Here is a 13,270-nt window from a genome sequence, read left to right on the forward strand (position 1 = left end):
AGCGCTTTCGTTTTGCGCATCTCTATCAGTATTCCTTTGCGCGGTGTCATGCGTCTAGCCAAAGGGGGGATGGCCCTCGGGCAATCGTCAGATGGGCGTGCGAAAATCGCCGTTTTGTTGCAGACCATAACTAAGAACAGGTGAGGAAACATTCATGAGAGCCCCGTTGTTGCCCAAGGGCATGCGCCCTGCAGTGCTCGCCGTCGTCGCAATGGTGGGTGCGCTGGCTGCCGGCCAGGCCGCCGCCGTGCCGCCGGCTGAAATCTACAAGCGTGCCCAGCAGGAAAAACCTGCGCTGATCGACACCATGAAGACTCTGGTCTCGATTGAATCGGGCAGCAAGGACATCGAAGGCCTGGACAAGATTGCCGGCGTGATTGCCGAGCGCCTGCGTGGCATGGGCGGCGACGTCAAGCTGATCGACCCCAGCGACCATGCCTATCGCATGGCCGACACGCCCGAGAAGATCGGCAAGATGGTACTTGCGCGCTTCAAGGGCGAGGGCAAGCGCAACATCATGCTGATTGCGCACATGGACACCGTCTACCTGAAGGGCATGCTCGCGCAGCAGCCATTCCGCATCGACGGTGAGCGTGCCTACGGCCTGGGCATTGCCGACGACAAGAACGGCGTGGCGGTCATCCTGCACACGGTGTCGATTCTGCAGGCCGTCAACTTCAAGCAATACGGCACGCTTACGGTGCTGATCAACGGTGACGAAGAGATCAGCTCGCCGGGCGCGCGGGCCATGCAGGCCAAGCTGGGCGCCGAGCAGGACGCCGTGTTCTCGTGCGAAGGCACGCGCGTGACGTCGGACAAGCTGTCGCTGGCCACCAGCGGCATCGGCGCGATCCTGCTGGATGTGAAGGGCAAGGCCTCGCACGCGGGTGGTGCGCCGGAGCAGGGCCGCAACGCGCTGTATGAGCTGTCGCACCAGGTGCTGCAGATGCGCGATCTGTCCAAGCCGGAAACGGGCCTGAAGGTGAACTGGACGGTGGCGCAGGCGGGCACCAACCGCAACGTGATCCCGGCCGTGGCCAGCGCCCAGGCTGATGTGCGCCTGCTGCGCACGGCCGATGCCGACAAGCTGGAAGACACCGTCAACGAGCGCATCAAGAACAAGCTGATTCCGGATACGCAGGTCACGGCCAAGTTTGAGCGCCGCCGCCCGCCGCTGGAAGCGACTCCGGCGTCGCGCGCGCTGGCCGAACACGCCCAGAAGATCTACGGCGAACTGGGCAAGACGCTGGAGATTGACGACAAGGCCGAAGGCGGTGGCACCGATGCCGCGTTTGCCGCGTCGAAGACCAAGGCGCCTGTGATCGAGCGCTTCGGTCTGGCGAGCTTTGGCGCGCACTCAAATGACGCCGAATATGTCGACCTGAACTCCATCGTGCCGCGCCTGTATCTGTTGACCCGCATGGTCATGGACGTGTCGCGCGACCGCGTCGGCCCGGCCAGGTAACCGCACTGCAACGCGGCGCGTAAGCCTTACACGCGCCGCAGCAATTTCCCTTCGCGAAGCCACTGTTCAGCGGCTTCCCGACGCCCGGGTGCCGGGTATTCCGCTTGCTTTCCCCTGACGCATGTCCCCAGCTACGGCCGCCTCGGCCGGTGGAGCGCGCGCCATGTCTGATCACCCCTTAGCAGCATCGAATGACCCTGCCCACGAACCGGATGGGGCACCCGCACGCCCGAGCCGGCGCGGCTTTCTGCAGAGCGCCGCAGCCGCAGCCTCGGCGTTTGCGTTGCCGCACGAGTCGGCCGGCGCGGGCACTTCTGCATCGGCCCCGGCACGTCCCGCTGCGTTGGCGCCTGCGCGGCCGGTATCGCTCAATATCAACGGCAAGCCGTATGCGCTGTCACTGGAGCCGCGTGTGACGTTGCTCGATGCGCTGCGTGAAGTGCTCGGTCTGACCGGCACCAAGAAAGGCTGCGATCGCGGCCAGTGTGGCGCATGCACCGTCCTCGTGAACGGGCGGCGCATCAACAGTTGCCTGACGCTGGCGATCATGCACGAGGGCGAGGCCATCACCACCGTCGAAGGATTGGCACACGCGCATGACGGCGTGGTCGACCGCACGGCGCTGCATCCGGTGCAGGCCGCGTTTCTCGAACACGACGCCTTTCAATGCGGATATTGCACGCCAGGGCAGATCTGCTCGGCGGTGGCGGTGCTGGACGAGGCGCGCCGCGGTATGCCCAGCACGGTCACGTCGCCCGCGGCACTGGGCAATGACGGCCCTGTGGCGCTGACCGAAGACGAAATACGCGAGCGCATGAGCGGCAACATCTGCCGCTGCGGCGCGTATCCCAACATCGTGGCGGCGATTCGCGTGGTGGCTGCCAAGTCTGGCAACGCTGTCTGAGGAGCCGCCATGCAATCGATTGCCTATGACCGTGCGTCTTCCGTCGAAGCTGCCGTGCGCCTGGGCCATGAGCCGGGCGCGCGCTATATCGGCGGCGGCACGAACCTGCTGGACCTGATGAAAGGCGGCGTCGAGCAGCCCCAGCGGCTGGTGGACGTAAGCCGCCTGCCGCTCGCGCAGATTCGCGCGTTGCCCGACGGTGGCCTGCGCCTGGGCGCGATGGCGCGCAATGCCGATACGGCGGCGCATCCGCTGGTGCGCTCGCGGTATCCGCTCCTGAGCGAAGCGATTGTGTCGGGTGCGTCGGGGCAGCTGCGAAACATGGCTACCAACGGCGGCAACCTGATGCAGCGCACACGCTGCCATTACTTCTACGACACGGCGTACCCGGCGTGCAACAAGCGGCAGCCCGGCTCCGGCTGCGCCGCACGCGAGGGCTTCAACCGCATGCACGCCATCCTCGGTGCGAGCGAGGCATGCGTGGCGACGCATCCATCCGACATGGCCGTCGCGCTGGCCGCGCTGGATGCCACGGTGGTGGTGCATGGCACGCACGGTGAGCGGCGTATTCCTATCGAAGCCTTCCATCGATTGCCGGAAGCGCATCCTGAAATCGACACGATACTCGGGCCCGGTGAGTTGATCGTCGCCATCGATCTGCCGCCGCCCGTGTTCGGCTCGCAGGTGCACTACCTGAAGGTGCGCGACCGCGCCAGTTATGCGTTTGCGCTGGTGTCGGTGGCTGCGGCGCTGGCATTGCAGACCGATGGGCGGACGATCCGGGAGGCGCGCATTGTGCTCGGTGGCGTCGCGCACAAACCGTGGCGGGCGCATGCGGCCGAGCAGATGCTGGCGGGGCAGGTGTTGGACGCGCAGTTGTTTGCCCAGGCCGGTGCCTTGGCCGTGCAGGGTGCGCAGCCGCTGCGTGACAACGGCTTCAAGGTGCCGCTTGCACAGCGGGCGGTGGCCCGGGCGCTCGCCATCGCGGGCAATCCCGCCAATCCGACAGGAGGTGTGGCATGAGCAACGTCGGCCAACCGCTGGACCGGACAGACGGTCTGCTCAAAGTCACGGGTCAGGCGCGCTATTCAGCAGAGTTCCAGGTGCCGCGTCTGGTGCATGCGGTGCTGGTGCAAAGCACCGTGCCTGCGGGTCGGATCACGCGGCTCGATACTCATGTCGCGCAGGCCATGCCCGGCGTGCTGCTGGTGATGACGCACGAGAACGCACCTCGCCTGCCCAACGGCGGCAAGCCCGCGCTCGAACCCCCGGCAGGACGCGCGCTCTCTTTGCTGCAGGACGATCAGGTGCACTACAACGGCCAGCCCGTGGCGCTCGTGGTGGGCGACACGCTGGAACACGCTCAGGCCGCAGCGCGCATGGTGCGCGTGGAGGTTGCCCAGCAGCCCGCGCGGCTCGATTTCGAAACCGCCCGCGCCGATGCGCACTCGCCCGGCAAGGTGCAGACGCAATCGGCCGACACCACGCGTGGCGATATGGCGGCCGGTATGGCGCAGGCGGCGCAGCGCATCGAGGCCGTCTACGGGACGCCCATGGAGACGCACAACCCCATGGAGCCGCACGCCACCATCGCCGTGTGGGAGGGCGATTCGCTCACGCTGTACGACAGCACGCAATACGTCTCGGGCGTGCGTCGCACTGTCGCCAAAACGCTTGGCTTGTCGCCCGACAAGCTGCGTGTGGTGTGCCCGTTCGTGGGCGGCGGATTCGGCTGCAAGGGCTCGGTGTGGTCGCACGTGGTGCTGGCGGCGATGGCCGCGCGCCAGGCGGGGCGGCCCGTCAAGCTGGTACTGGAGCGCCCGCAGATGTTCGGCCCGGTCGGCGGGCGCCCGCGCACCGAGCAGCGCATCGCCTTGGGCGCCGCCAGCGACGGCCGCTTCACCGCCATCTCGCATGACTCGCTGACCACCACGTCGATGATCGAAGACTGGACCGAGCCTTGCGCCATCGTCACCCGCATGCTTTACGAGACGCCCAACCAGCGGACCACGCATCGGCTCGCGCGGCTGAACGTTGGCACGCCGACGTTCATGCGCGCACCGGGCGAAGCCACCGGCACGTTCGCTTTGGAAGTGGCGCTGGATGAGATGGCCTACGCGCTCGGCATCGATCCGGTGGAGCTGCGTCTGCGCAACGACGCCGCGCAGGACCCGGAAAAACGCATCCCGTGGTCAAGCAAATCGCTGGCGGCGTGCTACCGCTCTGGTGCTGAGCGCTTCGGCTGGGCGCACCGCAACCCGCAGCCGGGCAGCATGCGCGAGGGCAACACCCGCATCGGCTGGGGCATGGCCACGGCCACGTACCCCGCCAACCGCAGCGCGGCCGGCGCCACCGCGCGCTATCTGCCCGACGGCACGGCGCAGGTCGAATCCGGCTCGCAGGATCTTGGCACCGGCACCTACACGGTGATGACGCAGGTGGCGGCGGATGCCATGGGCATGCCCGTCGACCGCGTGCATTTCAGCCTGGGCGATACGCGCATGCCTGAGGCGCCGGTGTCGGGCGGCTCGCAGAGTGTGGCTAGCGTATCGCCCGCCGTGCAGGCCGCCGGCGCGCAGGCCCGCGATGCGCTGATTGCCGCGGCCATTGCCGATGCCAGCTCGCCGCTGCATGGCGTGGCCGCAAGCGAGATCACCGTGGCCGACGGCTTCTTGAGCGCTCGCAGCGGGGCGCGTGAGCCCGTGGCCGCCGTGGTCGCGCGCCACGGCCGCCCCATCGAGGTGACCGCCAAGGTGCAGCCGGGCGAAGAAAAGCAGAAGTACTCAATGCATTCGTTCGGCGCAGTGTTTGCCGAGGTGCACGTTGATGCGGATCTGGGTGTGATCCGGGTCTCGCGCATCGTAGGGAGCTACGGCGTGGGGCGGTTGCTCAACGCCAAGACCGGTCGCAGCCAGCTCATGGGCGGCATCGTCTGGGGCATGGGCATGGCGCTGTTCGAAGAGAGCCTGTTCGACCCGCGTTACGGTCGCATCGTCAATAACAACCTGGCGGAGTACCACGTGCCCGTGAACGCCGATGTGCCCGACATCGACATCCTGGTGCTCGACGAGGCAGACCCACACATCAACCCGCTGGGCGCCAAGGGCATCGGCGAGATCGGCATCACCGGCGTGCCGGCGGCCATTGCCAACGCCGTCTATCACGCCACCGGCCGGCGCGTGCGCGAACTCCCGATCACGCTCGACAAGCTCATCTGAGCGCCCATGAAAAAGCCCCGCTGGCGCATCACCAGCGGGGCCAGAGTGGGCCAAGAGGCGGAAAACGGAGGATGCCTGGAGACCGGCCCGTAATTGATCAATGCGCGATGAACGCGGTGAATGCCGATCAGCGCATCAATTCGGAACCGGGTACCCGTAGACCGTACCGCCGCCGTCGCGGGAGCGGCCGGCCGGGTCGCTGCGCATGCCGTCCGAATACGGATCGAAGCGGCCGCTGCGCGCGCCTTCTGTATACGTGTCGAAGCGTCCGGTGCGGGCACCGTCGCTGTAGACGTCAAACCGTTCGGCCCGTGCATTCTGGCCGAACACTTCCACGCGGCTGGCTTGTGCCCAAGCGCTGCCAGCCGCGAGGGCCCCGACCGCCAGCATGGCGGCCAACCCCATTTGCTTGAGTCGCATGGCGAACTCCTTCTTCAACTGATTTTCGGTGCTGTTTTAGGCGTGGTCATTTGATGTCCTGCCACGGTCTACAGCCTAGGTCAGGGGGCATGCCCTATCCACGGTGGTGCGACGAACGGTTTGTTGTCGGCGCTGAAATGATGCAAGTCAGCGTGAACCGCGCTGAAAAGCGCGCCAATGGCGTAACGCGCCAGGCAATCTCCCAACCTTTTTGTCTAATCAAGAGAGCGGTTCAAAGACTGCGGTCCGCCTTGGTGCACCACAGCAGGGCACAACGCGCTGGCAAGCCTTGTCGTAGGCCGATTTGGTGCGGCGCATTAAGAGCGATGCGCGCGTACCACACTTGGTAGAACGATTCCGTGAATTACTTTGCCGGGCATATGGGCTTTTGTTAAATTTGCGCGGCACTTCCGACACGGAAGTTAAGGAAACGGAGGAGCCCAACCTCATGCACACGGGGTCGGGCGGTTTGAGACAACTCTTTTATTACGAGCCCACATGAAAAAGTCTGCCATTCTGGTTGCAGTTGGCGCCCTGTTCGCAGGTTCTGCCTACGCCCAATCGAGCGTGACGCTGTACGGTATTGTCGATACCAGCATTCACTACATCAACAACGCCAACCAAGCTGGCAACAGCGTGACCCAGATGGAAAGCGGTGCTGTGTCGAACAGCCGCTGGGGCCTGAAGGGCTCGGAAGACCTGGGTGGCGGCAACAAGGCACTGTTCGTGCTGGAAAGCGGCTTCAACTCGGACTCGGGCAAGATGAGCAGCTCGGGTACGCTGTTCAACCGTCAATCGTTCGTGGGCCTGTCCAACAAGGACCTGGGCACCATCACGCTGGGCCGTCAATACAACTTCGGCTTCACGACCGGTGGCAACTTCGACCCGCTGGGCGTGGGTAACTACGACGGCAACTCGTGGATGTACTACGGCCTGACCGGTCTGCGTGAATCCAACATGCTGAAGTACGAAGGCAAGTGGAACGGCCTGTCGGTCGGCCTGGCCTACGGCTTTGGCGAAGTGGCTGGCGCTGCAAGCCAGAACTCGTACGTTGGCGGCACGGTGGCCTATGAATTCGGCCCGGCCTACATCGGCGCCTTCGCTCAACAGCACAAGGACGTTGCTGGCAACAAGCAAACCGTGTGGGGTATCGGCGGTAACTACACGATCGCTGCAGCCAAGCTGTTCGCAGGCTACATCGACAGCAGCGACGCCACGGGTTGCGTGAACAGCTCGGCAAACTGCGTCGGCGGCAGCGCTTTCGGCCTGAACATCTACGGCAACGCCACCTCGGGCGCTGGCCTGACCCCGGGCGCCACGAAGCGTCGTGACCACGTCGGCATCCTGGGCGTGACGTACAACATCACCCCGGCGCTGGCTCTGACGGGCGCGTTCTACTACGACAGCATCAAGAACGCTGCTCTGACCGCCGGCAACGACGGCAAGCGCTACACCGGCGTTCTGCTGGCTGAGTACGCCCTGTCCAAGCGCACGCAAGTGTATGGCACGGTCGACTACAACAAGGTCAAGGACGCAGCTCTGCCGGAACTGTCGGGTGGCGGCAACGCAACCGGCACTGGCAAGTCGAACCAGACCAGCGTTGGCGTGGGTATCCGCCACATCTTCTAATCGACGCTGTCACTCGATTGGGAACGGAAAAGGCGCCTTCGGGCGCCTTTTCTTTTGCCTGCAGTTTTTGTATGTCGTCGGACAAGGCTGCCTGGGCATCCGCCTACAATGTTGATTCCTGTTTCGTTCATCTGACATTGCGCCATGACTTCCGCACGTACTGCCCGCCGCCGTCTGATTGCCTCTGCCGTGCTGCTGTGCGCCGGCCTGCCGCTGCTTGCCACTGTGCCTGCGCAAGCGCAGGACTATCCGGCCAAAACGATCCGCATCATCGTCGCGTACCCGACCGGTGGCATTTCGGACAACGTGGCGCGTGCGCTGGGCGAGAAGCTGTCGGCGCAACTGGGCCAGCCGGTGGTGGTGGAAAACCGCGCCGGTGCCGGCGGCAGCATCGGCATGGACGCCGTGGCCAAGGCGGCGCCAGATGGCTACACGCTGGGTTTCTCGTCGGTCAGTCCGCTTACGCTCAATCCGCATTTCGGCAAGCTGCCGTATGACCCGCAGAAAGACATCGCGCCCGTGGCGAATGTCATGTACGCGCCGATGATCCTGCTCGGTACGCCGTCGTTCACGGGCAAGAGCTTTGCCGACATGCTGAGCCAGTCGCGCACCAAGCCGGGCTCGATCCGCTGGTCGACATCGGGCCTGGGTACGGTGGGACATCTCGCGCTGGAGCAGATCAAGTCGCAGGCGCGCGTGGATATCACGCTCATTCCGTACAAGGGCGGTGGCCAGCAATTGACGGATGCGCTGGGCGGCCAGGTGGAAGTCATGTCGACCAACGTCGGCCCGACCCTGATGCAACACATCACCAGCGGCAAGCTGCGCCCGCTCGCGGTGGGTGCGCCGCACCGGCTCGATGCGCTGCCGAATGTGCCGACCTTCACCGAGCTGGGTTATGCCAAGGCGAACATGGCATCGACCTTCGGCGTGTTTGCGCCTGCCAAGACGCCTGCCCCCGTGATTGCCCGATTGAACGCCGAGATCAACAAGGCGCTGGCTGCGCCTGATCTGCGCGAGCGCCTCACGCAGGCCGCCGTGGTGCCGGCCGGCGGCACGGCAGAGCAGTTTGCTGCGGCCATCCGCGCGGAATACGACAGCAACGGCCGCATCGTGCGCGCCGCCGGCATCAAGGAGCAGTGAACCGGCTTACGCCGTGAAGCGGTACCCGACGCCGACTTCGGTCAGCAGGTGCTCGGGCCGCGCCGGATCGCGCTCAAGCTTGTGGCGCAGGTGGCCCATGTAGATGCGCAGATAGTGGCTGCTGTCGGAATGCGCGGGGCCCCAGACTTCGCGCAGCAGTTCGCGGTGCGTCATCACGGTGCCGCGGCGGCCAAGCAGCACCGCCAGCAGCCGGTATTCGATCGGCGTGAGATGCACGGCTTGGCCATTGCGGCTGACCAGGCGGCGCGCCAGGTCGACTTCCACCTCGCCGAAGCGGATGATGCTGCCGCCGTCTTCGCCGCGCTTGGCATGTCGCCGCAGTAGCACGCGCAAGCGCGCGACCAGTTCGCCCACGCCGAAGGGTTTCGTCAGGTAATCATCTGCGCCGGCATCGAGCGCGTCGATCTTGTCGCGCTCATCCACGCGAGCCGAAAGCACGAGCACCGGCACTTCCGTCCAGGTGCGCAATTCGCGAATCAACTGCATGCCATCGCCATCGGGCAGGCCGAGATCGAGGATCACCGCATCCGGCTGACGCGTGCCGGCTTCGATCAAGCCGCGCTCGACGCGGTCGGCTTCATGAACTTCGCAGCCTTCCTCTTCCAATGCAGCGCGGACGAAGCGTCGGATGTGCGGCTCGTCGTCGATGACGAGGACGGTGGGTGTGAATGTGAACGGCATGGCACGCATTGTAGAGGGCGCGCCCATAAAAAAACGGACCCCACAGGGTCCGTTTTGCTTGCGCGCGATACCGCTTCGCTCAAGCCTTCTTTGCCCAGGCGCTGCACCAGCCCTTGTTGGCGACGTCCTTGCCGGCGAACAGCGGGCAACCGCCTTGCGCAGCCGCACCACCCTGGTACAGGGCGCAGTTGCCGCAGTGCTGATCCGGCGTGTGCTTCGGGAACTTGGCCTTGTCGGCCTTGGTGGTGTCAGCCACGTAGCCCAGCGCCTTGGCTTGCGGGTCGCTTTCCGCCACCATCGGTGCAGCCAGTGCCAGGTCCGACATCGACATGACGGCGCCCGCGGCGGCCACGATGGGGATGCTCTTCAGGAATTGACGACGATTGGACATGCTGATTCCTTTTGTGGGAGTGTGTTGTGTGGCGCCCCGTGCCGCCCGCGCAGTGCTCAGGCTCGCCCTAGGGGACAGCGGACGGCGTCGGCGCGCCGTTTACCCGCTCGTGCATTCTGGCACAGCAATCGGCCGTCAGCATCTGCGTACGGTCAATGTTCCACATACCTGAGCGCAGCAATGGGTTGCTTTCGTGGCCTTCGATCCACACTGCGCAATGTCGTGGATGCACCGTGTGGTCGAGGGTTGCGGTTGCCTGCGCGGGCGCAGTCCTCCAAATGGCCGGTCCACCCCGGTGGCAATTTGCCGCAGACGCGTACGTGCTTACGCCAGCAGACCCCGCAGCGCCTTTAAGAATGCGTCGCATTCATCATCGGAGCCGACCGTGATGCGCAGATGCTGGTCGATGCGCGCAAGCTTGAAGTGGCGCACGAAGATGGCTTGCTCCTTCAGCCGTGCTGTCAGCGTTGCGGCATCGTGGGCCGGATGCCGCGCGAACACGAAGTTCGCCATCGATGGCACGACCTCGAACCCCAGCGACTGCAGCGATTGCGTCAGCCGCGCGCGGCTTGCCATCACGCGTGCGCACGTGGCGCGAAAGTACGCATCGTCTTCGTATGCCGCCTGGGCGGCCGCCTGCGCGAGGCGATCCAGCGGATACGAATTGAAGCTGTCCTTCACGCGATTGAGTGCTTCGATGAGCGCCGCGTGCCCAAACGCGAAGCCCACGCGCATGCCCGCCAGCGAGCGCGACTTCGACGTCGTGTGCACAACCAGCAGATTCGGATAGCGGTCAATGAGCGCAATGGCGGACTCGGCCCCGAAATCCACATAGGCCTCATCCACGACGACGACCGACGACGGGTTCGCTGCGACGATCCGTTCGATCTCCGCCAGCGGCAACGCGTGGCCGGTCGGCGCGTTGGGGTTTGGGAACAGCACGCCGCCTGCGTCGCCCAGATAGTCATCGGCGCGGATGGAGAAGTCGTCCGCCAGCGGCACCACTTCGCACTGCACGCCGTAAAGCCGCGCGTAGGTCGGATAGAAGCTGTACGAGATGTCCGGAAAGCGCAGCGGCTTGTCGTGTTTGAGCAGTGCCTGGAAGACGTGCGCCAAGACTTCGTCCGACCCGTTGCCCGCAAAAACCTGCTCGGGCTGGAGGCCCACCTGCGCGGCCACCGTCTCGCGCAGCCGGCGCGACAGCGGATCGGGGTAGCGGCGCAGGTTCTCTCCCGTCTCTCCCAGCTCTGCAGAGATCGCGGCCACCACGCGCGGCGACGGCGGGTACGGGTTTTCGTTGGTGTTCAGCTTGATGGGCCGCGCGATGGCCGGCTGTTCGCCCGGGACATAGGGCACGAGTTGCTGAACGATATCGCTCCAGTAACGGCTCACGACTCGACTCCTGATGAGGTGACTATTTTCTAAGCGTGCTCGCAGCGCGATCGACGAATCGAAAAAGGCAGAGAAGCTGAAAAGGTTCGGGAATAGGCAGGCCTGCACGTTGCGGCAGAAGCGCGGTTCTGGCGTCGGAAAACCTGTGGCGTTACCCTACCGATGTCGCGTAGTGCACCCCACCCTTGTCGTTTTTCCCGCTTTTTGCCTCAGCGGGGGGCTCGCATTATCCCGCGAGTTCACCCTACTCGTGTCACATTCCGGTTCAGTGCACCCTACAGATGTCGCAAGTTGGACTGACCTTCATCCTAGCCGGAACTCTTCTAACCGACTGATTTTATTTGGAATTACCGGCATCGTGGGGCATGGCTGGCCCTGCGAAAGGCAACCGCTCAGGCCGTGTGGGCTCCGAACTTGTGAAATCGATGCACTCGAGCGGGTGCCCCTTGTTACAAATTTCCGAAAAATTTTTTGCCGGTTTTCCGAAGTCACTGCCATTAGTAAGTATCAGGCGTTCCAGGGGAGGCCACATGGCCCGAAAGTTGACGAAAAAAACGCTTGCGGGCCCATCCATGGTGCGGCGTCCGCAGGTAGAAGAAGAACTGGCTGAGCTGCGCAGGCTGGGACAGGCAGAGCTGATTCAACGTATTCGTGGTTCTTCGGGGCGGGGGAAGGGGCGCTGCAGCCCCGAGGCAATGGTGGCTCTTCTTCGTGACGGTCAGCCTGACCGCGTGCTGAACGAGCTTATTGCTCGAATCATCAGCCGTTTCTCCAGTGTTGCTGCGCACAAGCTCAGGAGCCGCAACGCTTTTTCGGAAGAGGCGTTGGACAACGTAGTGAGCGCGTTTAGCGGCGCACTTGCCGAGGATATTGCGACGCACAGCGAAAGCCTTGATTTCTTCGAGGCATCTTTCTCGAACGCTGTTGGTGGTTTCATCCACAGCGAGGTGCGGCGAGAGATTAGCAGGCGTCGTCGATATGTCTCAACGACCCCGGCGGAGGACGTCGAGGACTCGGGCGCAGACGATACCGATGCATTCGTCGATGTCGACAGTCTGTCCCAGCACTTGTCGGCCCCCGAGCGTGAAGCCTTCACCGGGCAGCTTCTCTCGGCGCTGAGTGAGTTACCGAAGCCATTGCGGGACGTAGCCGTGCTACTTGCGCTAGGCGTGCCAAAGGAATCGACTGACCCAAGCGAGACGACGATTGCCACGATATGTCAAATCAAGCGCCGCGCGATTCAGTATCGCCAAGACGAACTCGTGCAGAAGCTCGCAAACTTCAAGGAGTAGCAGAATGTCCAATACTAAGCAGAATAGGCCGGAAGTTGACGAAGTCCTCATGCAATTTGCTGTTGAGCAAGATATTCCCACGCCGGGCCAACTGCAGCGTTACATCACGGAATTCCCCGAGTTCAAAGCAGAACTTATTGAATTTGCGGCCTCTCTCGTCGAGGACCAGTTTCACGGTGAACCAGTGGAAACTGAGACTAGCGAGGCAGCGGCACAACGCGGCATCAGCCAGTTTCAGAATTTGCGTTACGAGTACGCAAAACGCGGAATTCCTGCTGCATCAGCGAAGGCTGATAACCCTATCTCTCGACTTTCCAAAGGAGAGTTCGGGCAGCTTGCCGAAAAATTGCAGTTGCCCAAGAGGGTTGTGGCAAAAATCCGAGACAGGAAAATTCGATTTGCGTCAGTGCCGACGCGCCTAATAGATGCGTTGGCCTCTATTCTGGGGGTGGCGAGAGAGGTTGTCGTCATGCATCTAATGGCGAAACCTCAGATGGCAAGACTGACAACGTCATCGTTGAGCCCGGGGGAGTCGGGGGAGATTCGACAAGAGTCTTTCGAGGAGGCATTGACGTCAGCACATCTTTCTCCAGAGCAGGTGTCTGAAACGATAAAGCGATTTTCGGAGTGAAATTTAATTAGACCGAGTTTGAGTATTCGGTCCCAATCCGATGAAGCTATCACGCTCCCCTTGGAATTTTTGTCGTTCCCAAT

General features: G+C 63.6%; 12 protein-coding genes. 8 read left to right on the forward strand and 4 right to left on the reverse strand.

What is annotated here, in order from left to right; all coding sequences use genetic code 11:
- Nucleotides 1-154: 154 nt before the first annotated feature.
- From NG898_RS11620 to NG898_RS11635, 4 genes are all read left to right on the forward strand, one after another.
- The gene (locus tag NG898_RS11620; RefSeq protein ID WP_252692424.1) at nucleotides 155-1,465 is read left to right on the forward strand and encodes a M20/M25/M40 family metallo-hydrolase; all 1,311 of its coding nucleotides are present in this window, start codon (nucleotides 155-157) and stop codon (nucleotides 1,463-1,465) included.
- A gap of 163 nt (nucleotides 1,466-1,628) precedes the next feature.
- On the forward strand, nucleotides 1,629-2,369 hold the full coding sequence (locus NG898_RS11625; RefSeq protein ID WP_252692425.1) for a 2Fe-2S iron-sulfur cluster-binding protein: 741 nt from the start codon (nucleotides 1,629-1,631) through the stop codon (nucleotides 2,367-2,369).
- 9 nt (nucleotides 2,370-2,378) lie between these two features.
- Nucleotides 2,379-3,392: an FAD binding domain-containing protein gene (locus tag NG898_RS11630; RefSeq protein WP_252692426.1), complete on the forward strand. Its 1,014-nt coding sequence runs from the start codon at nucleotides 2,379-2,381 to the stop codon at nucleotides 3,390-3,392.
- Nucleotides 3,389-5,587, forward strand: a complete 2,199-nt coding sequence (locus tag NG898_RS11635; protein WP_252692427.1) for a xanthine dehydrogenase family protein molybdopterin-binding subunit — start codon at nucleotides 3,389-3,391, stop codon at nucleotides 5,585-5,587. The genes NG898_RS11630 and NG898_RS11635 overlap by 4 nt, the downstream gene beginning before the upstream one ends.
- Before the next feature lie 135 nt (nucleotides 5,588-5,722).
- Here the strand turns inward: NG898_RS11635 and NG898_RS11640 are convergent, their stop codons facing one another.
- A complete protein-coding gene (locus NG898_RS11640; RefSeq protein WP_024977383.1) occupies nucleotides 5,723-6,007 on the reverse strand; it encodes a hypothetical protein in 285 nt (94 codons plus the stop codon).
- 498 nt (nucleotides 6,008-6,505) lie between these two features.
- Here NG898_RS11640 and NG898_RS11645 point away from each other — a divergent pair, with 498 nt between their 5' ends.
- Entirely contained in the window at nucleotides 6,506-7,636 is a 1,131-nt protein-coding gene (locus tag NG898_RS11645) for a porin (protein ID WP_045206630.1), read from the forward strand.
- Nucleotides 7,637-7,780: 144 nt separating this feature from the next.
- Complete coding sequence (locus NG898_RS11650; protein ID WP_252692428.1) at nucleotides 7,781-8,779, forward strand: Bug family tripartite tricarboxylate transporter substrate binding protein; 999 nt, start codon at nucleotides 7,781-7,783, stop codon at nucleotides 8,777-8,779.
- 6 nt (nucleotides 8,780-8,785) lie between these two features.
- Here the strand turns inward: NG898_RS11650 and kdpE are convergent, their stop codons facing one another.
- The 3 genes from kdpE to hisC all read right to left on the reverse strand — a co-directional run bounded on the left by kdpE (nucleotide 8,786) and on the right by hisC (nucleotide 11,264).
- A complete protein-coding gene (kdpE, locus tag NG898_RS11655; RefSeq protein ID WP_024977386.1) occupies nucleotides 8,786-9,490 on the reverse strand; it encodes a two-component system response regulator KdpE in 705 nt (234 codons plus the stop codon).
- 70 nt (nucleotides 9,491-9,560) lie between these two features.
- On the reverse strand, nucleotides 9,561-9,872 hold the full coding sequence (locus NG898_RS11660) for a high-potential iron-sulfur protein (protein WP_027680422.1): 312 nt from the start codon (nucleotides 9,870-9,872) through the stop codon (nucleotides 9,561-9,563).
- 324 nt (nucleotides 9,873-10,196) lie between these two features.
- Entirely contained in the window at nucleotides 10,197-11,264 is a 1,068-nt protein-coding gene (hisC, locus tag NG898_RS11665; RefSeq protein ID WP_252692429.1) for a histidinol-phosphate transaminase, read from the reverse strand.
- Between the two features lie 530 nt (nucleotides 11,265-11,794).
- Between hisC and NG898_RS11670 the strand changes: the two genes are divergently transcribed.
- Both NG898_RS11670 and NG898_RS11675 read left to right on the forward strand, forming a co-directional pair.
- Nucleotides 11,795-12,556 (forward strand): hypothetical protein, encoded by a 762-nt coding sequence (locus NG898_RS11670; RefSeq protein WP_252692430.1) that lies wholly within the window; start codon nucleotides 11,795-11,797, stop codon nucleotides 12,554-12,556.
- A gap of 4 nt (nucleotides 12,557-12,560) precedes the next feature.
- Nucleotides 12,561-13,187 (forward strand): hypothetical protein, encoded by a 627-nt coding sequence (locus NG898_RS11675; RefSeq protein WP_252692431.1) that lies wholly within the window; start codon nucleotides 12,561-12,563, stop codon nucleotides 13,185-13,187.
- Nucleotides 13,188-13,270 lie beyond the last annotated feature (83 nt).

It is taken from the genome of Ralstonia mojiangensis, from assembly GCF_023955645.1.
Classification (GTDB): Bacteria; Pseudomonadota; Gammaproteobacteria; order Burkholderiales; family Burkholderiaceae; genus Ralstonia; species Ralstonia mojiangensis.